This window comes from Flavobacterium sp. HNIBRBA15423 (genome assembly GCF_052655965.1).
Genome location: NZ_CP199751.1, coordinates 2,611,295 through 2,637,014, shown reverse-complemented (window position 1 = coordinate 2,637,014; position 25,720 = coordinate 2,611,295). Strand labels below are relative to the sequence as shown.

Annotated in this window: 25 protein-coding genes; 13 read left to right on the top strand and 12 right to left on the bottom strand. The window is 30.2% G+C overall.

The window, feature by feature from the left end; translation table 11 throughout:
• Nucleotides 1-20: 20 nt before the first annotated feature.
• From secA to ACULEV_RS11825, 9 genes are all read right to left on the bottom strand, one after another.
• The gene (gene secA, locus ACULEV_RS11865) at nucleotides 21-3,377 is read right to left on the bottom strand and encodes a preprotein translocase subunit SecA (RefSeq protein WP_445455270.1); all 3,357 of its coding nucleotides are present in this window, start codon (nucleotides 3,375-3,377) and stop codon (nucleotides 21-23) included.
• A gap of 85 nt (nucleotides 3,378-3,462) precedes the next feature.
• Nucleotides 3,463-3,684 carry a DUF2795 domain-containing protein gene (locus tag ACULEV_RS11860; RefSeq protein ID WP_002986941.1) on the bottom strand — a complete coding sequence of 74 codons (222 nt, stop codon included), beginning with the start codon at nucleotides 3,682-3,684 and terminating at the stop codon, nucleotides 3,463-3,465.
• 200 nt (nucleotides 3,685-3,884) lie between these two features.
• Complete coding sequence (locus ACULEV_RS11855; protein ID WP_445455269.1) at nucleotides 3,885-4,454, bottom strand: cob(I)yrinic acid a,c-diamide adenosyltransferase; 570 nt, start codon at nucleotides 4,452-4,454, stop codon at nucleotides 3,885-3,887.
• 203 nt (nucleotides 4,455-4,657) lie between these two features.
• Entirely contained in the window at nucleotides 4,658-5,518 is an 861-nt protein-coding gene (locus ACULEV_RS11850) for an ATP-grasp domain-containing protein (RefSeq protein ID WP_445455268.1), read from the bottom strand.
• A gap of 173 nt (nucleotides 5,519-5,691) precedes the next feature.
• Nucleotides 5,692-6,402, bottom strand: coding sequence for an ABC transporter ATP-binding protein (locus tag ACULEV_RS11845; protein WP_445455267.1), 711 nt, complete (start codon nucleotides 6,400-6,402; stop codon nucleotides 5,692-5,694).
• Nucleotides 6,403-6,487: 85 nt separating this feature from the next.
• Complete coding sequence (locus ACULEV_RS11840; RefSeq protein ID WP_445455266.1) at nucleotides 6,488-7,312, bottom strand: O-methyltransferase; 825 nt, start codon at nucleotides 7,310-7,312, stop codon at nucleotides 6,488-6,490.
• Between the two features lie 23 nt (nucleotides 7,313-7,335).
• Nucleotides 7,336-7,704: a four helix bundle protein gene (locus ACULEV_RS11835; protein WP_445455265.1), complete on the bottom strand. Its 369-nt coding sequence runs from the start codon at nucleotides 7,702-7,704 to the stop codon at nucleotides 7,336-7,338.
• A 50-nt stretch (nucleotides 7,705-7,754) separates the two neighbouring features.
• Complete coding sequence (locus ACULEV_RS11830) at nucleotides 7,755-9,617, bottom strand: ABC-F family ATP-binding cassette domain-containing protein (protein WP_445455264.1); 1,863 nt, start codon at nucleotides 9,615-9,617, stop codon at nucleotides 7,755-7,757.
• A 335-nt stretch (nucleotides 9,618-9,952) separates the two neighbouring features.
• Nucleotides 9,953-11,803, bottom strand: a complete 1,851-nt coding sequence (locus ACULEV_RS11825) for a CocE/NonD family hydrolase (protein ID WP_445455263.1) — start codon at nucleotides 11,801-11,803, stop codon at nucleotides 9,953-9,955.
• A gap of 111 nt (nucleotides 11,804-11,914) precedes the next feature.
• Between ACULEV_RS11825 and ACULEV_RS11820 the strand changes: the two genes are divergently transcribed.
• From ACULEV_RS11820 to ftsY, 10 genes are all read left to right on the top strand, one after another.
• Nucleotides 11,915-13,042: a glycosyltransferase family 2 protein gene (locus ACULEV_RS11820; protein ID WP_445455262.1), complete on the top strand. Its 1,128-nt coding sequence runs from the start codon at nucleotides 11,915-11,917 to the stop codon at nucleotides 13,040-13,042.
• A gap of 84 nt (nucleotides 13,043-13,126) precedes the next feature.
• Entirely contained in the window at nucleotides 13,127-14,455 is a 1,329-nt protein-coding gene (locus tag ACULEV_RS11815; RefSeq protein WP_445455261.1) for a dihydrolipoamide acetyltransferase family protein, read from the top strand.
• A gap of 90 nt (nucleotides 14,456-14,545) precedes the next feature.
• A complete protein-coding gene (locus ACULEV_RS11810; RefSeq protein ID WP_445455260.1) occupies nucleotides 14,546-15,316 on the top strand; it encodes an exonuclease domain-containing protein in 771 nt (256 codons plus the stop codon).
• A gap of 68 nt (nucleotides 15,317-15,384) precedes the next feature.
• The gene (locus tag ACULEV_RS11805; RefSeq protein WP_445455259.1) at nucleotides 15,385-15,996 is read left to right on the top strand and encodes a fumarylacetoacetate hydrolase family protein; all 612 of its coding nucleotides are present in this window, start codon (nucleotides 15,385-15,387) and stop codon (nucleotides 15,994-15,996) included.
• 6 nt (nucleotides 15,997-16,002) lie between these two features.
• Nucleotides 16,003-16,347 carry an Hpt domain-containing protein gene (locus ACULEV_RS11800; RefSeq protein ID WP_445455258.1) on the top strand — a complete coding sequence of 115 codons (345 nt, stop codon included), beginning with the start codon at nucleotides 16,003-16,005 and terminating at the stop codon, nucleotides 16,345-16,347.
• Nucleotides 16,348-16,359: 12 nt separating this feature from the next.
• Entirely contained in the window at nucleotides 16,360-17,607 is a 1,248-nt protein-coding gene (locus ACULEV_RS11795) for a CinA family nicotinamide mononucleotide deamidase-related protein (RefSeq protein WP_445455257.1), read from the top strand.
• Nucleotides 17,608-17,686: 79 nt separating this feature from the next.
• A complete protein-coding gene (rpmB, locus tag ACULEV_RS11790) occupies nucleotides 17,687-17,923 on the top strand; it encodes a 50S ribosomal protein L28 (protein ID WP_140960944.1) in 237 nt (78 codons plus the stop codon).
• 28 nt (nucleotides 17,924-17,951) lie between these two features.
• Nucleotides 17,952-18,134, top strand: coding sequence for a 50S ribosomal protein L33 (gene rpmG / locus ACULEV_RS11785; protein ID WP_026714106.1), 183 nt, complete (start codon nucleotides 17,952-17,954; stop codon nucleotides 18,132-18,134).
• Nucleotides 18,135-18,142: 8 nt separating this feature from the next.
• On the top strand, nucleotides 18,143-18,295 hold the full coding sequence (locus tag ACULEV_RS11780) for a DUF4295 domain-containing protein (protein WP_140999350.1): 153 nt from the start codon (nucleotides 18,143-18,145) through the stop codon (nucleotides 18,293-18,295).
• Between the two features lie 91 nt (nucleotides 18,296-18,386).
• Complete coding sequence (gene ftsY, locus ACULEV_RS11775) at nucleotides 18,387-19,340, top strand: signal recognition particle-docking protein FtsY (RefSeq protein ID WP_445455256.1); 954 nt, start codon at nucleotides 18,387-18,389, stop codon at nucleotides 19,338-19,340.
• 284 nt (nucleotides 19,341-19,624) lie between these two features.
• Here the strand turns inward: ftsY and ACULEV_RS11770 are convergent, their stop codons facing one another.
• Nucleotides 19,625-20,974, bottom strand: coding sequence for a serine hydrolase domain-containing protein (locus ACULEV_RS11770; protein ID WP_445455255.1), 1,350 nt, complete (start codon nucleotides 20,972-20,974; stop codon nucleotides 19,625-19,627).
• 90 nt (nucleotides 20,975-21,064) lie between these two features.
• Between ACULEV_RS11770 and ACULEV_RS11765 the strand changes: the two genes are divergently transcribed.
• Nucleotides 21,065-21,499, top strand: a complete 435-nt coding sequence (locus ACULEV_RS11765) for a hypothetical protein (protein ID WP_445455254.1) — start codon at nucleotides 21,065-21,067, stop codon at nucleotides 21,497-21,499.
• Nucleotides 21,483-21,779, top strand: a complete 297-nt coding sequence (locus ACULEV_RS11760; RefSeq protein WP_445455253.1) for a DUF721 domain-containing protein — start codon at nucleotides 21,483-21,485, stop codon at nucleotides 21,777-21,779. The genes ACULEV_RS11765 and ACULEV_RS11760 overlap by 17 nt, the downstream gene beginning before the upstream one ends.
• Before the next feature lie 80 nt (nucleotides 21,780-21,859).
• Here ACULEV_RS11760 and ACULEV_RS11755 read toward each other — a convergent pair whose 3' ends face one another.
• A complete protein-coding gene (locus ACULEV_RS11755; protein ID WP_445455252.1) occupies nucleotides 21,860-23,308 on the bottom strand; it encodes a glyceraldehyde-3-phosphate dehydrogenase in 1,449 nt (482 codons plus the stop codon).
• Nucleotides 23,309-23,467: 159 nt separating this feature from the next.
• Between ACULEV_RS11755 and ACULEV_RS11750 the strand changes: the two genes are divergently transcribed.
• The gene (locus tag ACULEV_RS11750; protein ID WP_445455251.1) at nucleotides 23,468-24,106 is read left to right on the top strand and encodes an acyloxyacyl hydrolase; all 639 of its coding nucleotides are present in this window, start codon (nucleotides 23,468-23,470) and stop codon (nucleotides 24,104-24,106) included.
• A 56-nt stretch (nucleotides 24,107-24,162) separates the two neighbouring features.
• Here ACULEV_RS11750 and ACULEV_RS11745 read toward each other — a convergent pair whose 3' ends face one another.
• Nucleotides 24,163-25,545 (bottom strand): Do family serine endopeptidase, encoded by a 1,383-nt coding sequence (locus ACULEV_RS11745; protein ID WP_445455250.1) that lies wholly within the window; start codon nucleotides 25,543-25,545, stop codon nucleotides 24,163-24,165.
• Between the last annotated feature and the right edge of the window lie 175 nt (nucleotides 25,546-25,720).

The following is a 25,720-nucleotide window of genomic DNA, read 5'->3' as shown; positions in this document are numbered from 1 at the left end:
TTTAACTTACTTTTAAAGAATTACTGTGCTAAAATCCATTCACCAGAAGCAATTAAACTTTCTGCTTTTTTAAATTTCATCGTTTCTGTTTTTCCACTCATTACATGTTTAATAGTAACAGAGTCATTACGATTTATTTTTGGAGTTTCTCTCACAATTGTTTCAGTAACTTGAGGACGGTTTTGTGTTTGTTGACCAGCTTCTCTATTTCTTGCAGCTAACTCATCACTATTTAAAACATCTTCTTTACTTTCTGTATAATTTTCTTTTCTTCTTACTTCTTTAGCTTCGCTAATTGTATTAGCATTCTGAGATGGTAAATCGGCTTTGAATAAGAATGAAATTACTTCTTTATTTACTTCATCCATCATTCTTTTGAATAAATTGAACGCTTCAAATTTATAGATAAGCAAAGGATCTTTTTGTTCGTGAACAGCTAATTGAACTGATTGTTTTAATTCATCCATTTTACGTAAATGTTTTTTCCAAGCTTCATCAATGATAGCAAGGGAAACATTTTTTTCAAAATCGGTCAATAAAGATTTTGCTTCTGTCGCATAGGCTTTTTCTAAATTTGTAACAATATTTAGAGATTTTATTCCATCTGTAAAAGGAACTACAATTCTTTCATATTGACCATTATTGTTTTCATAGACATTTTTAATAACTGGAAAAGCTTCTTTTGTATTTCTAGTTGTTTTTTCTGTATAATGCTCTAAAACGGCTTTGTATGTTTGTCCTACAATATCGCGTTCAGGTAATTTAGAAAAATCTGTTGCTGATATAGGAGAACTGATTGAGAAATAACGAATTAATTCAAATTCATAGTTTTTAAAATTTCCAGCTGCCTTATTGTGCTGAACGATAACTTCACAAGTATCGTACATCATGTTTGCAATATCTACTTTTAAACGTTCACCTTCTAAAGCGTGACGACGACGTTTGTAAACTACTTCACGTTGTGCATTCATAACGTCATCATATTCTAATAAACGTTTACGAACACCAAAGTTGTTTTCTTCTACTTTTTTCTGGGCTCTTTCGATAGATTTTGTCATCATAGAATGTTGAATTACTTCACCTTCTTTTAAACCCATTCTATCCATTACCTTAGCAACTCTTTCAGAACCAAATAAACGCATTAAGTTGTCTTCTAGAGAAACATAGAATTGAGAACTACCTACATCTCCTTGACGACCAGCACGACCTCTTAACTGACGGTCAACACGACGAGAATCGTGACGTTCTGTACCTACAATAGCTAAACCACCAGCTTTTTTAACTTCTTCAGATAATTTAATATCGGTTCCACGACCAGCCATATTTGTTGCAATTGTAACTACTCCTGGTTTACCAGCTTCAGCGACAATTTCTGCCTCGCTTTTATGCATTTTGGCATTCAAGACATTATGTGGAATGTTTCTTATTTTTAACATTCGACTTAACAATTCAGAAATTTCTACAGAAGTTGTTCCAATTAATACTGGACGACCAGCTTGTGATAATCCTACAACATCTTCAATTACAGCATTGAATTTTTCACGAACTGTTCTATAAATTAAATCTTCTTTATCTTTTCTTGCAATAGGTCGGTTTGTTGGAATTTCTACAACGTCTAATTTGTAAATTTCCCAAAATTCACCAGCTTCAGTAACAGCAGTTCCTGTCATACCAGCAAGTTTGCTGTACATACGGAAATAATTTTGTAGAGTAACTGTTGCAAAAGTTTGTGTTGCAGCTTCAATTTTTACATTTTCTTTTGCTTCGATTGCTTGGTGAAGACCATCAGAATAACGACGACCATCCATAATACGACCAGTTTGCTCGTCTACAATCATTACTTTATTGTCCATGATTACATATTCTGTATCTTTTTCAAATAAAGTATATGCTTTAAGTAATTGTGTTAATGTGTGAATACGTTCTGATTTAATAGAAAAATCTTTGTACAATTCTTCTCTTTTCTCTGCTTCGTCTTCTTTATCTAAATTTAATTTTTCAATTTTTGCAATTTCAGTACCAATATCTGGTAATACGAAGAAACTTTCGTCTGTATCTTGAGAAAGGAATTTAATTCCATTATCGGTTAACTCAACTTGATTGTTTTTTTCTTCAATAACAAAATATAATGCTTCATCAACTTTAGGCATTTCACGATTGTTATCTGCCATGTATTGATTTTCTGTTTTTTGAAGTAGTTGTTTGATTCCTTCTTCTGATAAAAATTTAATTAAAGCTTTGTTTTTAGGAATAGCTCTGTATGAACGTAGTAATTGAAAACCACCATCTTTTGTATTTCCTTCTTTAATTAATTTTTTAGCTTCTGTAAGGCATTCTGTGGCTAGTTTGCGTTGTAATGAAACTAAATTATCTACTTTAGGCTTTAATTCGTTAAATTCATGACGATCTCCTTGAGGAACTGGTCCAGAAATAATTAAAGGAGTACGAGCATCGTCAATTAAAACTGAATCGACCTCATCTACAATAGCAAAATTGTGTTTTCTTTGTACTAAATCTTCTGGTGAGTGAGCCATATTATCTCTCAAATAATCAAAACCAAATTCGTTATTTGTTCCATAAGTAATATCGGCATTATAAGCTTTTCTTCTAGCTGCTGTGTTAGGTTGGTGATTGTCAATACAATCTACAGTTAAACCGTGAAACTCAAATAAAGGAGCTTTCCAAGTGCTATCTCGTCTAGCTAAATAGTCATTTACAGTTACTAAGTGAACTCCGTTTCCTGTTAAGGCATTTAAATATAAAGGTAAGGTTGCTACTAATGTTTTACCTTCACCTGTTTGCATCTCAGCAATTTTACCTTGATGCAAAACAACTCCACCAATTAGCTGAACATCGTAATGAATCATATCCCAAGTGATGGCCTTTCCGGCAGCATCCCATGAATTTGCCCAATTTGCTGTTTCACCTTCAATAGTTATGTAAGGTTTTGTAGCTGATAATTCTCTATCTTTAGCTGTAGCTGATACAGAAATGGTTGTATTGTCTTTAAAACGTTTTGCAGTTTCTTTTAAAACAGCAAAAGCTTCTGGCAATAATTCGTTTAATATGTTTTCTGAAATGTCATATGCTTCTTTTTCAAGTGCATCAATTTCTAAATAAATATCTTCTCTAGCGTCTATATCTACAGTGTTTTCAGCTTCTAGTTTTAAAGCTTCAATTTTACTGTCTTTTTCAGCACGAGCTGTTTTTATCTTTTCTTTGAATTCGGCTGTTTTAGCTCTCAATTCATCATGAGATAAAGAAGCTAATGCAGATTCAAAAGTTTTTACTTTGTTTACAAGTGGTTGAATGGCTTTTACGTCTTTTTGAGATTTATCTCCCACAAAAGCTTTCAATATAGAATTAATTAAACTCATAATAATTTTTATTCAAAAATTAGGTGTGTAAATTTACAAAAAAAAGCCTCATTTTGAGACTTTTTAGGTGTTGTTATTTTATCTTTTAATACTCATCCTCGTTCCAAAGATAATCCTCGTCAGTTGGATAATCAGGCCAAATTTCTTCCATAGATTCATAGATTTCTCCTTCATCTTCAATAGATTGAAGGTTTTCTACTACTTCTAAAGGAGCACCAGTTCTGATTGCGTAGTCGATAAGTTCGTCTTTAGTAGCAGGCCAAGGCGCATCACTTAAATAAGATGCTAGTTCTAATGTCCAATACATTTTTCTATCGATTTAAATTTATGCAAAAATAATTTTTTAACTTAAAAAATCAAGTTTTTTTTGATTTATTTTTTATTATTTATAAGAACGTGTTATTTTTAGTGCTCAGTGTTCAGTTTTTAGTATTCAGTAACAAGGATTAAATGATGTACTTAATTACGTTAAGTAACTACTGTTTACTGATGACTGAATACTGCAAACTACTTTCTAGGTATCCATTTTACTTCGTCAACCTTTAAATCGTAAGACAACTTTCGTGCCAGTACAAAAAGATAGTCAGAAAGTCGGTTTAGGTACTTAATTACAAATTCATCTATAGGTTCTATGTCATTTAAATGTGTAGCCAAACGCTCAGCTCTACGACAAACGCATCGTGCAATATGACAATATGACACTGTTGTGTGACCACCAGGTAAAACGAAATGTGTCATTTGCGGCAATATTTCTTCCATAGTATCAATTTCTTTTTCAAGATATTCGATATCACTTTCTTCTATTCCTAGTTGTTGTAATCTAGGTTGTCCGTTTTTTAAGGTTTCTTTTTCGGGTGGTGTTGCTAAAATTGCACCTACTGTAAATAAACGATCTTGGATTTCAATTAAAACTGCTTTGTAGTCTTGATGGATATTTTGATCACGAACTAAACCAATATGTGAGTTTAATTCATCTATTGTTCCGTAGCTTTCTATTCTTATGTGGTGTTTGGGTACGCGAGTTCCTCCGAAAAGTGCTGTTGTTCCTTTATCTCCTGTTTTTGTATAAACTTTCATGTAAATTTAGAATTTAGAATTTAGAATTTTGAAAATTCTAATCTTCTGGGTTCTTTTTTTTATTTTTTTGACTGCTAATTTGAAATGGTTTTCTATGGTTTAAATTTTTAGAATTCTTTTTTTGGACTAATCTAAGTGCTATGTATAAAACGACTAAAAGGCCAACTAAGAAAAACATAGATTTTATTTTATAAAGTTCAAATTTACTTAATTAATTCTAATATTGAAGCTACAAATTTTTCAAGAGATTCTGGAGCTAAAGCAAAGTACAAATCAGGTTCAATACATTCTACTTCCATAAGGTGAATTTCATTGTCAATTATAATTCCGTCAACTCGTGCGTAAAGTAAGTTGTCTGGAAAGTGATTTATGATTGCTTGTGCTTGGTTAATTATTTCTTTTGATGGTTGTACTAAAGTGTATTTACCACCAAATTGTACTTGAATTCTAAAATCGTTTTCGGCAGGTTTTTTGTTGACAGAATGAGAGAATTGTTTATTGAAAAAAATAAAGGAAGTTTCTCCTAACGAAGTGATTTCAGGTTTAAATTCTTGAATTAGTAATTCTTTTTCAAGGGCTATTGCACTGTATTTTGAGTGTATGTTTTCTATTTCGGAAGAAGTAAAAACTTGTGTTAAATAGGAGCTAGCAGAAAAAGCAGGTTTAATGACTATTTTTTTCCAATGTTTTGGAATACAGTTTTTTAAATTTAATGCGTTGGTTTTTTCTTGAAAATAGGTTGGAATAATTTTCACTCCTTTTTCTTGTAGCAACTTTAAATAAAATTTGTGTTTATTTTGCTGAATTATCTCTAATGAATTAAGTGTTTTTATGCCTAATTTTTCAATTTGGTCTAACCAAAGATTAAACTTTTCTTCTTTTTTATAATAATCCCAAGTGTTTCTAAATATGAGATAATCATAATTTGTCCAATTGACAGAAGTATCATTCCAAATTTCAGCTTTGGCTTCGATATCATATTTGGCTAATGCGGGAATTAGTAATTGGTCTGATGGTGTTAAATTTGGAAATTTTTCACAAGTCAGTAAAGCAATTTTTGTCATTGATTTTATTTTGTTAACCAAAGATATTGACTTAGTAGCAAAAGAAAAAATGGATTCTTAAATTAGCCCTGATGGGAATGGCATCTTTTCTAAACCGATAGGTTTAGAAAAATAGAATGTACAGCAGGAATAAGGTTTGCTAATAAAGCGCAAGCCATTTGCTCCTTGAGAAATTAAGAAGTAAAGTTTAGAAATTCTTTATTCAAGTTGTCACTTTCAATAATTCCATCTCTAAGACGAATAATTCTATGTGCATAAGCAGCAATGTCTTCTTCGTGAGTAACTAAAATAACGGTATTTCCATTTGCATGAATTTCATTGAAAAGCCCCATGATTTCTAAGGAAGTTTTACTGTCTAAGTTTCCTGTAGGTTCATCGGCAAGGATAATGGCAGGTTTATTTACTAAAGCACGACCTACAGCAACACGTTGACGTTGTCCTCCAGAAAGTTGGTTTGGTTTGTGATCCATTCTGTCGGCAAGACCTACTTGAGTTAATACTTCTGTAGCTCTTTCATTTCTTTCTGATTTTGAGAATCCTGCATAGACCATTGGCAAAGCAACATTGTCTAAAGCTGTAGTTCTTGGCATTAAATTGAACGTTTGGAAAACGAAACCAATTTCTTTGTTACGAATTTCGGCTAGCTCATCATCGTGCATTTGGCTTACTAATTTTCCATTTAAAACATACGTTCCTGAAGTTGGAGTATCCAAACAACCCAAAAGATTCATAAGGGTTGATTTTCCTGATCCTGATGGTCCCATTAAGGCTACATATTCTCCTTTGTTGATAGTTAAATCAATTCCTTTTAGAACATGAATAATTTCATCTCCTAATGGAAAATCTCTTGTAATGCCTTTTATTTGAATGATAGGTTGTGCCATTTCAATTTAGAATTTAGAATTTAGAATTCTGAAAATGTGAATTCTTAACTAACCATAAGTAGAAAAAGAAGGGATTTTGTTACAATTATATTTTAATTTTTTCAAAAAGAAAGGAACTTAGGGTTTTATTTGGGTTTATTATAAAATGTTCTTTCTCTTGTTCTTGTCTAAAAAACACTATTCCCCATTGAAAAGTATCGATGGTGACTTTTACTTTGGGGTGTTTTTTAATGATTTCCCAAGCTTCTTCCATTTCTTTTGACCAATGAATGTCATCAAATAACCAAAGAGTTTCGTTTGTGATGGTTGGTAAAAGGGATTCGAAATATTCTAAAGTCGCTTTTTTTGAATGATTGCCGTCGAAGTAGATGAAGTTGTAAGTTGTAGGTTGTGTGTTGTAGGTTGAAAGGTATTCTGTGAATTCGGCATTTATGAAATTTATGTTGTCTATGTTTATTTTTGAAAGTTCTAACTGATTTTTTGCAATTGCAATTGTATTTGGACAACCTTCTAACGATGTTATTTTTGCTTTTTGATTTCCTAATGATAGTGCAGAAGTGGCTAAACCTAAAGAAGTGCCTATTTCCAAAATGTTTTCAGGCTGAAAATAATTTGTAATTCTAAAAAGTAATTTGGCATTTTTTGGAGAAATTCCTGCTGTTTTAGCTATTTTATTGATTTTCCTTGTATTGGACTTGAAAATTCTTGAACCAGCTCCAAAATCGGTTACTTGGATGGTGTTTTTATTTTCTAAAAGTAATTTTCTGTATTTTTTTAGAATAATATATTCAGGATATTTTGTTTTATTGTAAAAACATTTGGTTACCAAATCATAAATGAATGGAGAATGAATTCCATGTTCATTTTTGGAATGGAAAAGGAATTTTAGGTATGATAATAGAATAGTCACAGTTTTTAGTCGCAGTTTACAGTTTATTGATTGCAGCCAAATTTAGTAGGATTGTTAATCATGTAATTAATTAATCTTCCTATTTCAGTTGATTTATTAATTAAATTGACATAATCTTCTTTTGAAATATAGTTACATTCAACCGCAAAATCCAGCCAAACACTAGTTTCTGAATTTTCAGCATCACTATCAGTTAATTTGCTAATAAAATGATTTACATACCTACGTTTTCTGTATGACTCAGCTATGTTTGCACAAACACTTCTAGATGAACGTCTAATTTGATCAGTTAATGAATATTTTTCTTCATTTGGGAATGATTTTGATAGTTCAAAAACTTCCATAGCTAATTGGAATCCTTTTTGGTAAGCTAATAATTCTTTGTAATCCATAATTACTACTTTACAAACTGTTTACTGAGACTTAAAACTGGGACTTAAAATTACTCCACTTTTGCACTCAATTCAAACCAACGTTCTTCTTTTTGTTCCAATGTTTGAATGATTTTCTGAAGTTCGTTTGCTTTAGCTTCAATTTTATCATCAGCTACTTTTCCATCAGCGAATTCTTTCTCAATTTTAGCTTTTTCAAATTCGAGATCCTTTATTTCACGTTCAATTTTATTGAATTCTTTTTGTTCGTTAAAAGATAAACCAGTTGAGGGTGCGTTTTTTGCTTTCCAATTTACTTTTTCCGTACTCACGCTATTTAATTCTTTTGGCTCTGCCGAATCTTCATAACTTCTAAAATCGGAATAATTTCCTGGAAAATCCTCTACTTTTCCTTCTCCTCTAAAAACAAATAAATGATCTACAATTTTATCCATGAAATATCTATCGTGGCTAACCACTAATAAACAACCTGGAAAATCTAATAGAAAACTTTCTAAGACGTTTAATGTTACAATGTCTAAATCGTTTGTAGGCTCATCAAGAATTAAGAAATTTGGATTTTGGATTAAAACCGTACATAAATACAAACGTTTTAATTCACCACCACTTAATTTTTCTACAAAGTCATATTGTTTTTTAGCATCAAATAAGAATCGTTCTAGTAATTGTGAAGCAGAGATAATTCTTCCTTTGGTTAAAGGAATGTATTCTCCATATTCTTTAATAATATCTATTACCTTTTGATCTGGTTTTGGGTTAATTCCACTTTGTGTGTAATACCCTATTTTTATAGTATCTCCTATGATTACTTTCCCAGAATCTGGAGGCATAGTTTGTGTTAGAATATTTAAAAATGTTGACTTTCCTGTTCCATTTTTACCTATAATTCCTATACGTTCTCCACGTTGAAAAGAATATGAAAACTCATCTAGAATTGTTTTTTCTGGGAATTTCTTAGTAACCTTAACCATTTCTATGATTTTGCTACCCATTCTTTCCATATTAATCTCTAATTCAACTACATTTTCTTTTCTACGACTTTCTGCTTTTTCTTTGATTTTGTAAAAATCATCCTGACGAGATTTTGACTTTGTAGTTCTTGCTTTTGGTTGGCGACGCATCCAAGCCAATTCTTTTACAAATAAGTTTTGAGCTTTGTCAACACTAGCATTTTCAGAGGCTATTCGTTCTTCTTTTTTCTCTAAATAATAGGAATAATTACCTTTATATTGGTATACTTTATTATTGTCTAGTTCTATGATTTCATTACAAACACGTTCTAAGAAAAAACGGTCGTGTGTTACCATGAACAAAGTAATGTTTTCTTTTGCAAAATAATCTTCTAACCATTCAATCATTTCTAAATCTAAGTGATTCGTTGGCTCATCTAAAATCAATAAATCAGGTCGGTTAATTAAGATAATAGCTAATGACAGACGTTTTTTTTGTCCACCAGAAAGATTTTTTACTTTTAGTTTTAAATCTTCTAGTTTTAATTTTGACAAGATTTGTTTGTATTGAGTTTCAAAATCCCAAGCATTATGACGATCCATGTCATCAAAAGCTCTTTGATAAAGTTCTTCGTCTTCTGGATTTTCTAATGCTTTCTCATAGGCTTCAATAACTTTCAACGTATCATTGTCAGAAGCAAAAATACTTTCTTCAATGGTTAATTCGTCTTGTAAATTATTGCTTTGCGATAAAAAAGCCATATTGATTCCTTTTCGAAGTACAATTTGACCAGTGTCTGGTTCATCTGAACCAGTAATCATATTCATGATGGTCGTTTTTCCTGAACCATTTTTAGCAATGAAAGCTATTTTTTGATCTTTATTGATTCCAAAAGAAACGTTGTCAAATAAAACGCGTTCTCCGTAAGCCTTAGATATATTTTCTACTGAAAGGTAATTCATAAAAGTAATGTGTCAATTATTCAATGGGACAATTTGCCAATTGTTTGAAAATGCAAAAGTAGTTTATTATTTTGAGGTAAAAGAATTGGATTTTGGAATTTTCTAGAAGCTTTAGAATTGAGGTTTATTTTTTGTATATTAAATTTCTTGATGATGAGTAAAAATGATGATGAAAGCAAACTTCCCCTATATTATAGTTTTAATAATCTAACGAAAACTATTGAACGACATATTTTTCGGAACAATTAAAAGTATCCTGAAGAATTAACTAAATTGCTTTAATTCTAACTCATAAAAAAAGCTGTCTATTTTTAGACAGCTTTCTCGTTTAATTTTTATTTTAGAACATCAACTTCAATATGGCTTTCGTTAAATATTTTGATAAAAGCTTTAGTGTAGTCTTCTTTTTCTGCTAAATAAGGGTTTTCTATAAATTTCTGAGGATTGACCATCATTAGAGGATACCAAGTACTTTGAATTTGAATTTGGATTTTGTGTCCTTTTTTAAAAGTATGTAAAACGTCTTGTAATCTAAAATTTACTTCGGTAGTTGTATTTGGAGTTAATGCTTCAGGTTTTTCAAAACTATTTCTAAAGCGTACTGGCATAATTTCACTACGAACCATTTGATGATAGTTAGCATAAATTACATCTGGTTTGTCTTTGTTTTCTGGTTCATCTAAAGGATAAATATCAATTAATTTAACAATAAAATCTGCATCTGTTGAAGAAGAAGCAATTTTTAATTTTGCCATAATTTCTCCTGCAAGAGTAATATCTTCAGTTAAATAATCTGTTGTAAAAGTTACTACATCTGGACGACTTAATGCAAAACGTTGATCTTCGCTCATATAATTTCTTGGTGTAAAACCATTAAAATCGGCATAATTTATACTACTTGGAACTGGATTGTTTGGATCACTATAATATTCGCTATAAGCTGTTTTATTTGATTTTTTAGTTTCTAATTTTCCATTCGAACTCAAATAAAAATTAAGTTTGGTTGCTTTTTTTGGAGGCCAATTAGCAAATTCATTCCATTCTTTTTTACCAGTGTCAAACATATAAGCTTCTGGTAAAGCAACTGCGGTTTTTGAATCTCCTTTTAGATAATGATTGAAAAATTTATATTCTATGTTTTTTTGATAAAAAGTAGCAATACTATCTCCAAAATAAATATCATTATGGTAATGTTTTCCAGTTTCTCTTCCCCAAGCACCATGAGAAAAAGGTCCCATTACAATTGTGTTTTTTGCTTTTGGACTTGTCTTTTCAATGGTTTTATAAATGTTTAATGGTCCAGCTAAATCTTCCGCATCAAACCAACCACCAACAGTCATTACAGCATGATTAATTCCTTTTAAATGAGGTAATAAATTTCTTTTTTGCCAAAAATCATCATAATTAGGATGCGAAATAACTTCCTGCATAAAGAAGTTGTCTTTGTAATATTTTTCAGTTGCTTCTTTTACTGTGCCTAATTCATTATAGAAAACCAAACCATCTTTTGAGGTAGGTCGGATATATTGATCCATGTACCAAGCTTTTTCTTCAGCTTTTGTTTTTTGAATCCCAAATACTGGAAATGTTTTAAAATAACTCATTAGAAAAGCTCCGTTATGATGAAAATCATCAAAAAAGAAATCAGAGATAGGAGCTTGTGGTGAAGAAGCGACCAAGGCTGGGTGATTTGCTAATGTTCCAACCGCAGTGTAAAACCCAGGATAAGAAGTTCCGTATTGACCTACTTTACCATTGTTATTCTTAATGTTTTTTATTAACCAATCAATAGTGTCATAAGTGTCAGTACTTTCATCAACTTTGGTTTTATTAAAATGTTCCACTTGAGGAGTCATGTTAGTAAAAACACCTTCGCTCATATATCTTCCTCTAACATCTTGGTAAACGAAAATATATTTATCATTTAATAAAAAAGAATTTGGTCCAAGTGATTTTCTAAAATTATCTTCTCCATAAGGAGCAATACTATAACAAGTACGTTGCATTAAAAAAGGATATTTATTGTCTTTTGAAATGTCTTTTGGGGTATAAATCGCGGTAAATAATTTTACTCCATCTCGCATAGTAATGTATACTTCTTTTTTATCATAATTTTCCTTTATGTTCTCTTGAGAAAATACAGAAAAGGTTAAAAATAAAAGTAGAATTTTTAATATAGTCTTCATTTTTTATAGATTTTTATTTTCACTTCGAAGATATTGAGATTTTTTTAATTATGCTTAAAAGTAAGAAAGAATAGTTTTTTTAAAGTTTGTAAGAATAGTTATATTCGCAGCATGCAATTATCGGTAATTATACTTAATTATAATGTACGCTATTTTTTAGAGCAATGTGTTCTTAGTGTTCAAAAAGCATTAGAAAATATTGATGGTGAGATTATTGTAATTGATAATAATTCATCTGATGCGAGTTGTGAAATGATGAAAACTCGGTTTCCAAATATAAAATTGATTGAAAATACTCAAAATTTGGGTTTCCCCAAAGGAAATAACATAGGTGTTGCCGAAGCAAAAGGAGAATATGTTTGTATTCTCAACCCAGATACAGTAGTGGCAGAAGATACTTTTACTAAAATACTCAACACAGAACATTGGCAACCAAACACTGGAATTATTGGTTGTAAATTAATTGATGGAACTGGAAATTTTCTACCTGAAAGTAAAAGAGGAGTACCAACACCTTGGGTTGCTTTTACAAAGATTTTTGGATTGTATAAGGTTTTTTCTAAAGTAAGTTGGTTTAACCAATATTACGCCCAACATATAACTGAAAATGAATCGGGAAAAGTAGATATTTTGGTTGGTGCTTTTATGATGATGAGAAAAAGTCTTTATTTAGAGGTAGGAGGATTTGATGAAAATTGTTTTATGTATTCTGATGACATTGATTTGAGTTATGAAATACTTCAAAAAGGATTTGATAATTATTATTTTCATGAGACTACAGTAATTCATTATAAAGGAGAAAGTACAGTAAGAGATGGAACTTATATGAAGCGTTTTAGAGAAGCAATGCAATTTTTTTATGAAAAGCATTTTAAAAAATCGTTCTTTTTCGATGTAATGATGAAATTTGGAAGTTTGGTTTTTGCGCTTTTAAAAAAGAATCAACAAAAAGAGATTTTAAGAAAAGTTGATATTTATATAGTGTTTACCAAAAAAAAATTAGAATTGCAATTAGGTAAACCAATAAGCTATATGGCTTCATTAGAGTTGTTTAAACAAATAGATAATAAGAATGTTGAAATTATATTTGACACAGATGATTTCAGTTACCAAGAAATTATTAATTTTATGCAATCAAATAAGAGTCAAAATATTACCTATAAGAATTTTTTTCCTTCTTCAAATTTTATAATTGGAAGTAATAGTTCAAACGATAGAGGAGAAGTTAAATTACTTTAAAATAATACTAAATTCTTGATAAACACATCTTATTTTTATTATTTTTGCAAAACAAATACAGAAAAACAACTTTAGTTTAGAAATATGGCAAAGTTTGAATTGAAATTACCTAAAATGGGAGAAAGTGTTGCTGAAGCAACAGTAACCAACTGGTTGAAGAAAGTTGGAGATAAAATTGAAATGGATGAGGCAGTTCTTGAAATAGCGACAGATAAAGTCGATAGTGAGGTGCCATCTGAAGTTGCAGGAACACTTGTTGAAATATTGTTTAATGTAGATGATGTGGTGCAAGTGGGGCAAACAATTGCCATTATCGAAACTGAAAATGAAGGAGAAGTGAGTTCTCAAGAACAAAATGTATCTGAAACTGTAGCGGCAGTAGAAGAAACGGTTCAAATTGCAAAAGAAACAGTGTCTGCTCCTCAAACTATTGTTGCCGATTATTCGACATCAGAAAAGTTTTTCTCTCCTTTAGTTAAGAATATAGCAGCCGCAGAAGGAATTTCTTTACAAGAATTAGAATCAATAGAGGGTTCAGGTGCAGCAGGTCGAGTTAATAAGGAAGATATATTAAATTATATTAAAAATAGAGGAAATAAACAAGTAATTTCAAGTCAGGTTGCTACTACTCCTAAAGAGGTTGAAAAAACTCCTGTTGCTCAGTCTTCAGTTTCTACTACAGTAGCTCCAGTTTCTGTGAATGGTGGAGATGAAATTGTTGAAATGGATAGAATGCGTAAGTTGATTTCAAAATATATGGTTGAGTCTGTGCAAACTTCTGCTCACGTACAATCATTTATTGAGGTTGATGTTACCAATATTGTAAAATGGAGAGATAAAGTAAAAAATTCTTTTGAAAAAAGAGAAGGTGAAAAATTAACTTTTACCCCAATTTTCATGGAAGTTGTAGCAAAAGCATTAAAAGATTTTCCAGGAATGAATATTTCTGTAGATGGAGATTATATCATAAAAAAGAAAAATATCAATTTAGGTATGGCTGCAGCTTTACCAAATGGAAATTTAATTGTTCCTGTTATTAAAAATGCAGACCAACTGAATTTAGTAGGAATGGCAAAAACGGTTAATGATTTAGCAAATAGAGCAAGAACAGGAAAATTAAAGCCAGATGATACACAAGGAGGAACTTATACAGTTACGAATGTAGGAACTTTTGGTTCAGTTTTTGGTACACCAATTATAAATCAACCACAGGTAGGTATTTTAGCACTTGGAGCAATTAGAAAGGTACCTGCTGTTATTGAAACTCCAGAAGGAGATTTTATAGGAATTCGTCAAAAAATGTTCTTATCACATTCCTATGATCATAGAGTAGTGGATGGAGCTCTTGGAGGTAGCTTTGTAAAAAGAGTAGCCGAATATTTAGAATCTTGGGATATTAATAGAGATATTTAAAAAAAATATTTTATTTACCCGACTAGTTTGAAAAAGCTAGTCGGTTTTTTTATATTTAAATTTTATCTTTGCAAATAAACAAAACAAACAATGGAATTAAAACTTAACAGACCTATCTGTTTTTTTGATCTTGAAACTACAGGGATTGATGTTGCAAGAGATAGAATAGTAGAAATATCAGTATTTAAAGTCTATCCAAATGGAAATAAAGAAAGCAAAACTTGGCTTGTGAATCCTACTATTCCAATTCCTGCTCAAACTACTGCTGTTCACGGCATAACTGATGAGAAAGTTGCAAATGAACCTACTTTTAGCGAATTGGCACCACATGTTTACAATATGATTAAAGATTCAGATTTAGCAGGTTTTAATTCTGACCGATTTGATATTCCTTTGTTAGCAGAAGAAATGTTACGAGCTGGAGTGGATTTTGATATGAAAAATAGAGTTTCTGTAGATATTCAAACGATTTTTCATAAAAAAGAAGAACGTACATTAAGTGCAGCTTACAAGTTTTACTGCAATGAAAGTTTAGAAAATGCCCATAGTGCAGAAGCTGATACCATGGCTACTTATGAAATCTTAAAGGCACAATTAGATAGATATGATGATTTAGAAAATGATATAAAATTATTATCTGAATTTACTACTCGTAAAAAAACGGTTGATTTTGCTGGTTTCATTATTTTAAATAAAGAAGATAAAGAAGTTTTTTCTTTTGGAAAACATAAAGGAGTTTTAGTAGAAGAAGTTTTAGATAAAGAACCAGGTTATTTTAGTTGGCTCCAAAATGCTGATTTTCCTTTGTATACCAAAAAAGTATTAACGGGAATTAAACTAAGAAAATTAAATACGAAATAATAAGGGACTAGTAAATAGTAATCAATTTTTTGCGAATTGCTATTCACTAAAAACTAATAACTAATCAAATGAAAATAATTTGTATAGGTCGTAATTATGCGGACCATATTTCTGAATTAAATAATGATAGACCAACCGAGCCTGTTATTTTTTTAAAACCTGAAACTGCTGTTTTACCCAAAAAAACTCCTTTTTATATTCCAGATTTCAGTAAAGATGTGCATCATGAAGTAGAAATTTTGGTAAAAATATGTAAAGTAGGAAGGTATATTAGTCCGAAATTTGCCTCTAATTATTATGAAGAAATTGGACTAGGAATTGATTTCACAGCAAGAGATTTGCAAAATGAGTTAAAAAATAAAGGGCTACCTTGGGAAAAAGCAAAGGCATTTGACCATTCAGCGATTATTGGTAGCTTTTTACCGAAAAAATCGTTATCATCACTAGAAAATATTAACTTTGAGTTAAGAAGTAATGGAGTTGTTGTTCAAACTGGAAACACTTCATTAATGCTCTGGAAAATTGACGAAATAATTGCTTATGTTTCTCAATTTTTCACTCTAAAAAAAGGTGATATTATTTTTACCGGAACACCTAAAGGTGTCGCTTCTGTAAAAGCAGGAGATGTTTTAGAAGGGTTTATAGAAAATAATCAAGCTTTCAAGATTCAAGTTAAATAAAATAATATGGCATTACAGTACAATTTATCTAAAGTGTATGAGATTTCTGAGAACGATGTAGAGTTTGCACTTCAAATTGTGAATCTTTTTTTGCAGGAAGTACCCGATGAGATAAAATCAATTAAAGTAGGTATTGAAGAAAAAGATTATTCTAGAACTTATGCTGCTGCACATAAGATAAAACCATCACTAGACTTATTAGGAATGGATTTGGCTTATGATGAGAATATTCAGGTTATGACATGGGCAAAATCTGAAGGTAAAAAGAAAGATGTTAAGGAGGTTTATAAATCACTTAAAGATAGAGTGGATTTAGCTATAAAAGAATTGAAAAAAGATTTCAAAATTTAATCCAAATATTTTATGAAAGCTGCAATTGTTACCATTGGTGATGAGATTCTTATTGGCCAAATTGTTGACACAAATTCATCATATATTGCAAAAGTATTAGATAAAATTGGAATTGCTACGTATGAAATGTTCTCTATTTCTGATGATAAACAACATATTCTAAATACACTTTTTCATCTTCAAAATAAAGTTGATGTAGTAATAGTTACTGGTGGTTTAGGACCAACAAAAGATGATATTACGAAAAAAACATTTTGTGATTATTTTGATGATGTGTTGATTGAAGATAATGTGGTTTTAGAGCATGTAAGAGAATTAATTGAGGGTTTTTATAAGAGACCTATCTCGCAAATTAACAAAGAACAAGCCTTGGTTCCTTCAAAAGCAGAAATTCTTTTTAATAAAATGGGAACTGCACCAGGAATGTGGATGAGAAAAGAAAATACAGTTTTTGTTTCTTTGCCAGGTGTTCCTTATGAAATGAAATATCTTATTGAGAATGAAGTAATACCTCGTTTAATTAAGCAATTTAAAAGACCTTATATTGTTCATAAAACTATTATGACTTATGGAAGAGGTGAAAGTTTAATAGCAGAGCAAATAGAAGATTGGGAAGATAATTTACCAAAAAACATAAGATTAGCTTATTTACCTTCTCCTGGAAAAGTTAGGTTAAGACTAACAGCGAGAGGAGAAAGTGAGGATAGTTTATTGGAAGCCCTTGAGGTTCAAATTAAACAACTGTATGAGCTGATTGGTGAAATAATCGTGAGTATAGATGAGGATGAGTCCATTGAAATTGTAGTGGGAAAACTTTTAAAAGAAAAAGGAGTAACATTGTCATTAGCAGAAAGCTGCACAGGAGGCAAGATAGCTGAAACAATAACAACTACTTCGGGTGCTTCATTTTATTTCAAAGGAAGTGTTGTAAGTTATGCTACGGAAGCTAAAATAAATATTTTAGGTATAGACGAGAAATTGATTAATGATTTTTCTGTTGTAAGTGAAGAAGTTGCTCGAAGTATGGCTTTGCAATCTCAGAAAATATTTAAGTCAGATTATGCGATTGCTACAACAGGTAATGCTGGTCCTAGTAAAGGAGATTCTGATGCTGAAATTGGAACAGTTTTTATTGCATTAGCAACTCCTAAAGAGGTTTATTGTGAGCAATTTAATTTTGGACAACCTCGAGAAAAGGTGATTGGGAGAGCGGTAAATAAAGCGTTCGAATTACTTTATAAAGAAATTTTAAAAAATTAATAAAAGATTGTTGTGTAATTGGATTCAATTTTGTTTCTTTGCACCCTGATTTTGAATAACGAAATAAAGAGTATAAATAATGTCAAGAGTTTGTGAACTTACAGGTAAAAGAGCAATGGTAGGGAACAATGTTTCTCACGCTATGAATAAAACTAAGAGAAAATTCTCTGTTAATTTATTTAAAAAGCGTTTCTATATTGCTGAAGAAGATAGATGGGTAACTTTAAAGGTTTCTACATCTGCATTAAAGACAATTAATAAAAATGGTATTGCTGCTGTTCTTAAAAAAGCAAAAGCAGACGGAATGATTAAATAATTCCTAGAATCCTTAATAATATATCAAGATGGCAAAGAAAGGCAATAGAATTCAAGTTATTTTAGAGTGTACAGAGCATAAAGCTTCTGGTGTAGCTGGAACTTCTCGTTACATTACTACTAAAAACAAAAAAAATACTCCAGATAGATTAGAGATTAAAAAATTTAATCCAATCTTGAAAAAAGTAACAGTTCATAAAGAAATTAAATAATATAAGTCATGGCAAAGAAAACCGTAGCAACTTTACAAACTTCTTCAAAGAGATTAACCAAAGCTATTAAAATGGTTAAATCTCCTAAAACAGGTGCTTACACATTCGTAGAAGCAGTTATGGCTCCTGAACTAGTTGATGAATTCTTAAAAAAGAAATAATTCTTTTTTTTCAATTATATAGAAAAGCTACTTTCATTTGAAAGTAGCTTTTTTATTTTTACATTTGCCAATAAATAGTAACTAAAATAATATGAGTTTTTTTAAAAGAATTTTTTCTTCAGAAAAAAAGGAAACTTTAGATAAAGGTTTAGAAAAGACAAAAACAACTTTCTTTTCAAAATTAACTAAAGCCGTTGCAGGAAAATCCAATGTTGATGATGAGGTGTTGGACAATCTTGAAGAAATTTTAGTTTCATCCGATGTTGGTGTAGATACAACTTTAAAAATTATTAAAAGAATTGAAGATAGAGTAGCGGTTGATAAATATCTTGGAACGGATGAATTAAATAAAATTTTAAGAGAAGAAATTGCTGGATTATTAGCGGAGAATAACACAGGAAATGAAACTGAATTTACAATTCCTGAAGGTAAGATGCCTTATGTAATTATGGTTGTTGGTGTTAATGGTGTTGGTAAAACTACTACAATCGGAAAATTAGCAAACCAATTTAAAAAATCGGGATATAGTGTTGTTTTAGGTGCTGCAGATACTTTTAGAGCCGCAGCTATTGATCAATTGCAAATTTGGGCTGACCGTGTTAATGTTCCAATCGTTCGTCAACAAATGGGAAGTGACCCTGCTTCCGTTGCTTTTGATACATTGCAATCAGCTGTAGCTCAAAATGCAGATGTAGTGATAATTGATACAGCAGGTCGTTTACATAATAAAGTAAATTTAATGAATGAGTTGACTAAAGTGAAACGCGTTATGCAAAAAGTGGTTGAAGATGCTCCTCATGATGTTATGTTGGTTTTAGACGGTTCCACAGGTCAAAATGCATTTGAACAAGCTAAACAATTTACAGCAGCTACTGAGGTAACTAGTTTAGCAGTAACTAAATTAGACGGAACTGCAAAAGGCGGTGTAGTTATTGGAATATCAGATCAATTTAAAATTCCAGTAAAGTATATTGGAGTAGGTGAAGGAATTGATGATTTACAAGTCTTTAATAAGTTCGAATTTGTTGATTCTTTTTTTAAGTAATATATGCTAATTCGCATTTTTAAGTTTTTAATAAATGTATCATATATTTGGTATTTTATTATTTCAGTTATTTTAGCTATTGTAGTACATCCTTTTGAAGAATCACATAATAAAATCTTTGTTATTACAAGGCTAATTAGTTTTATTGTTTTTTATTTTTCAATTATCTTATTTAGTTTAAAAATTAGAAGATAGAAAAAAATATTTTTGAGTAAATAAAAATCACAATAAAAAAGGATGGATTTTAAATTTAAGTTCCATCCTTTTTTTATAATTTATATTTTTTAATTAATTACAGCACTAATTTTTTCCCAAAGGACATTATCAAAATCGGATAAGGCAAAATTAGAACCATCAGCCGAATCTCCCATTCTTATGATAACTAGTTTTTTGCTTGGACTAACGTATATTTTTTGGTCATTTTTCCCTAAAGCCATATACATGTCATCAGGACCATTAGGGATTAATTCTCCAGAAAATTGTAATTGAGTTTGTGGTAAATGGTAACTGGATTTCCCATTTAACCACCATAAATAGCCATATGCTAGATTTATTGTTTGTGAAGTAGTTGTTGCGTCATCAAAGAAATTTGTGTTTAAGATTTGTGTTCCATTCCAGTTTCCTTTATTTAAAGCTAATAAACCAAAACGAGCCATACTTCTAGTGGTGCTCCAATAAACGCTTAAATCACCATTTGGAATCCAAGTTCCTGTCATGCCTATAGGTGTTTTTAATTTTGTATTAAAATAAGTATCCCAAGTTTGCCCTGATGCAGCTGCAACCACATCTTGTAATTTTACATAAACATTATGATAAGCCCATCTTGTTCCAGCATCTGCAACATATTGAAGATTAGCTGGTGAAACATCATCTCCTAAACTATCATCTAATCCTGAACTCATGGACAATAAATTTTCACAAGTGATTAAATTTTCTTTTGTTAAAGAAGCACTTGTCCAGCCTGTTCCTAAATAATCTGAAACTTTATCGGTTCTACTTAATAATCCTTCTTGTTCGGCAATTCCTGTTAAGGTTGTTGTTAATGTTTTTCCAGCACTTGCCCAATACCAAGGGCTAGTACTTGTATGACCATTGAAATAATATTCCATGACAATTTTTCCATTTTGAAGTATAATAAAACCTTTAGAGTTTTTTGTCTCTAAATAATTTAATAAGTCTTGGACATTGTTTTGATTCCAACCTAAACTAGCAATAGTTTTTGTCTCCCAAGTAGTTGCATCATTAGGTGGAAAGTACATATTTTCATCAGTGGTAAAGCTTAATTCATTGCCATATGCTGTTCCAATATTATTAGTACTATAAGCACGAATGTAATAAGTAGTGTTTTCAGCTAATCCTGTTAAGTTGGTAGTAAATACTCCTATACCATTTCCATCACTTGTTTTAAAATTTGAGATGGTAGGATTTGAACTGGTATTCCAACAAAAACCCCTGCTAGTAATGGTTGAGCCTCCATTTTGTGCTACATTTCCTTTAATAGTTGCAGTTGTAAATGAGATATTTGTAATTTCGTCAGTAGTAACAATTGGTAGTTCTGTATTAACAATTTCTTCAGAATTACTACAACTATGAACTAACAAGCACAAGGTGAAAAGGAAAATTATTCGTTTCATAAAAAAGCATTTACTTGATTAGACAATAAAAATAGAAAATAGTTTAATTAATCTGTTTGAAATATGTAATTTTATTTCAAATTTTAAGAGATGAAAAAAGTACTATCCTGTTTTATTCTTTTTGTTTTATTTTCTTGTTCTGAAACTATTCAAGAATCAGATTTACAGAATCTTAATGGCATTTGGGAAATTGAGAAAGTAAAATTATCAGATGAAACTGAAAAAGAGTATAAGGTAAATGAAGCAGTTGAGCAGATTCAGTTTGAAAATAAAAAAGGGATTCGTCGAAAAGTGAGATTAGTATATAACGGAAATTTTTTACTCAATAATGTAATTCAGAAATTTACAATAGAAGAAAAGGATAATTCCTTTTATATTTTAAATCACACTGAATTTTCCGATTGGAAAGAAGAGATTAAATTGTTAACCAATGAAAGTTTGATGTTGGAAAACGAACAAGGAATGAAATATTATTACAAAAAAAGAACAGATATAAAAATAGGTAAAGATGGCAAAGAGATTTAATGAAGAAGCTTCAATAAAAGATGTTCTTAAAAACTTTGTTTCTCAAAATAAATTAGAATCAGGAATTGATAAGGTTGAGATAAAAGAAGCATGGACTAGTTTAATGGGAAACGGAGTGGCTAATTACACAGATGCAATTGAATTAAAAAATAAAACTCTTTATGTAAGACTAACTTCTTCTGTTTTAAGAGAAGAACTGTCTTATGGGAAAGAGAAAATTATTAAAATGATTAATGAAGAAATGGGTAAAGAGGTTATAAATAAGTTAATGTTGCTGTAGATTTAAAAAACTTAATACATAAAAAAGAGGAGCTGTTTAATCATTAAACAGCTCCCTTTGCATTTGAATTTAATTAACTACTAATAATAAGTATATCGTCTTACTTTAGAAATGTATTTAGCTAATCTAATAACTTGGTGGCTATAACCATATTCGTTATCGTACCAAACATACATTACTATGTTTTTGCCATCTTCAGATACAATTGTAGCGTTGCTGTCATAAATTGACGGAGCAGAAGTACCAACAATATCAGATGAAACTAATTCGTTGTTTAATGAATATTTTATTTGCTCAACAAGTTTTCCTTCTAAAGCATATTTTTTCATGATATTGTTTAAATCTTCAACAGTAGTTTCTTTGTTAACTTCTAAGTTTAAAACTACTAGAGAACCATTTGGAACTGGAACACGTATAGCATTTGAAGTTAATTTCCCAGTCAAACTAGGTAAAGCTTTTGCAACAGCACTTCCAGCTCCAGTTTCAGTAATTACCATATTTAAAGCTGCAGAACGACCTCTTCTGTATTTTTTATGCATATTATCAACCAAATTTTGGTCATTTGTATAAGCATGAATTGTCTCAATGTGACCTTTAACAACTCCTAAAGTGTCTTCGATTACTTTTAAAATTGGAGTAATTGCATTTGTAGTACAAGAAGCAGCAGAATAAATAGTAACTTCATCTGGGTTAAATTCTTCATGGTTTACACCATAAACAATATTTGGAATACCTTTTCCAGGAGCAGTTAATAAAACTTTATCAACTCCTTTAGAATTTAAATGTCTTTTTAAAGCTTCTTCAGTTGTAAATGCACCAGTATTGTCAATTACTAAAGCATCTTCAATTCCATAAGCTGTATAATCAATTTCTTCGGGAGAATTAGCCGTTATGATATGAACAGTAGTTCCATTTATAAGAAGTGCATTATTTTCAGAATCAGCTTGTACAGAACCTTCAAAGTCACCATGTACAGAGTCATAACGTAATAAAGAAGCTCTTTTTTCAAGCAAAACAGCATCAGTTTTATCTCTAGTAACAATAGCTCTCAGACGTAATTGTTGTCCTTTTCCTATTTTACTCATCATTTCACGAGCTAGTAAACGACCTATTCTACCAAAACCATATAATACAACATCTTTTGGTTTGATTTCTTGGTAATTTTTAGCATTTTTTAATTTGTCTATAACAAATGCTTTAGAATCATTGTACTTATCATCTTCTAAATGATATTCGTAAGTAAGTTTACCAATGTCTATTCTTGAAGGAGGTAAATCTAAACTTTGAATAGCACTCGCAATTTCTACAGAATCAAAAATATTGATTGGTTTTCCTACAAATTGACCAGCATATTCATGAAGATTGATAATGTCGCTAACATTTCTATCAATCAATTGATTTCTAAAAAGGATTAATTCAATTGATTTGTCATACCATAAATCGCTAATGATTTTAATAAATTCGACACAAGCTTTTCGTCTATCGGCTTGGAAAGCAAGCTCTTTTTCGTATAATGTGTTGTTATTCATGAAGTAAAAAATATGAGGGTGTTGTTTAATTTTTTTTGCAAAAGTACTGATTTCAATCGTTTTCGTAAAACATTTTTTAAATAAAAAAGCAGTGTAAAAAAAACATTTTGTTCCTATTTAATTTAAAGTATTTTTGATGCAATTTAATTTACCCCAAAAATGAAACTTAAATTTTCTGCTATTTTCTTTTTATTATGTTTTTTTACTGTTTCTTCTCAAGAAAATCAATCTTCTAAAAAATGGTTACGAATTGGTTTAATTTATGGCTATTCTTCTCAAAATAAAATTATACAACAAGATAGTGATTATAGTTATGAAAGTAATATTTTGAAGATATCTAATCATTTTAATTTAGCTAAAAAAGGAAATCATGTTTGGGAATTATTAGTAGAGCCAAGTTATTATAGATCTAAACATGAAGCCTTAAATTATTGGCATGAATATTTTACTGGAAATGAAAATGGTAATGAACTTCGTACTCAGTTTATGCGTTTAAAATCTATTAATGAATATGTGCTGAATTTAGGAGTTACTTATAGATATTATGTAAATCCTAAACTATCTATATATGCACTTGGAAATGTTGGACCTATGTATATTGATACTGAAACGGAACGTTTAAAAAAAGGATTTGCTTTTAGTGATATATTTGCATTAGGAAGCAATTATAAAATTAATAAAATATCTTTTGATTTAAAATGTATGATTAGACATGTTTCTAATGCTAATTTGCAAATGCCAAATTTTGGTTTTAATGCAGTTGGTTTTGAATTTGGAACCTATTATGAGTTTAATTAAAATAAAAAAGCATCAAATTTTTTTTGATGCTTTTTTTTTAGATTGTTTATATAATTTTAGAAAATCGCTTGTAACAACTGACCATTTTTGGTAATAATTCTATATTGCGATTTAGGATTCTTTTTGCTTTTTAAATATCGAGTAATTTTCTCAGTATCATCCATTTTTATTCCATCCACACTTAAAATAATGCTTCCTTCAAGAGTTTCTGCATATTCAATTATTTCTGGATTTTTTACCGATTTTATTTTTACACCATAATCAATATTATATTGTTTTTTCTCACTTTCGGTAATGTCTTCATATTCAACTCCTTTAAATTCATAAATTAACAATTCTCTTTTGGTTAATTTTACTGGGACAATTTTTTCATCACCATCTCTCAAAACAGTAACATTTACAGTTTCTTCTGGTCTTTTTGTATTAATATAAGAGGCTAAATCAGAAAAACGATTTATTTTCTTAGTATCTAATTTTATAATAATATCACCTGCTTTAATACCTGCTTTTTCTGCTCCGGATTTTTTAGTAACACTGTTTACATAGAAACCTTGTGTTTCATTTAGATTATGCTTTTCGGCAACTACACTATTCAGTTCTGATCCTTCAATACCTAGAACGCCTCTTTGTACATTACCAAATTGCATCAAATCTTCAATAATTTTTCTAGTAATATTTGATGGAACTGCAAAGGAATAACCTGCATAACTTCCAGTAGGTGAGGAAATCATAGTGTTAATTCCAATTAGCTCTCCACGTGTATTTACTAATGCACCACCACTATTTCCAGGATTAACGGCTGCATCTGTTTGTATAAAAGATTGTAATCCTTCATTACTTAAATCTCTTGCTTTTGCCGAAATAATTCCAGCAGTTACAGTAGAAGTTAAATTGTATGGATTACCAACAGCTAAAACCCACTCACCAACTTTTGTGTTTTCAGAATCTCCAAAAACGATGTAAGGTAATTTTTCATCTGTGTCAATTTTTATTAAGGCAATATCCATACTAGAATCTGTACCAATTAATTTTGCCTTATAACTTCTATTGTTGTTTAAAGTAACTTCTAGTTCGCTTGCATTGTCAATTACGTGATTATTTGTTACAATATAACCATCTTCAGAAATGATAACTCCTGATCCAGTTCCTACTTGCATTTGCTGTTGAGAACCACCTCTTCCATTTCCAAACATAAATTCTAATGGATTGCTATAAACACGATGCATAGCCATATTTTTTACGTGAACAACACTGTGTATAGCAGTTTCTGCGGCTGCTGTAAAATCTATATTTTCAGAACCTAAGGATACATTTCTTGTGTAGTTTGGAGCTACAGAAATTGAAGATGCATTTTTAGGCTCCATGAATAATTTGTAGGCACCTAACGTAATTGCACCACTAATTAATGATACTAAAAAAATACTTCCTAATCTTTTCATAATAATTTAATAATTTATTTTCTATGTAAAATTAAACACAAAATTTTAACAAAACATCAGTTTAACGCTCACTTAACAATGTTTAACATCTTTTTAATAATTAAGAAATTGTAAGAATCAATGGAGATAAAAACTTTATTTGTAAACTAATAATATTTTTTAATCGTTATATCTT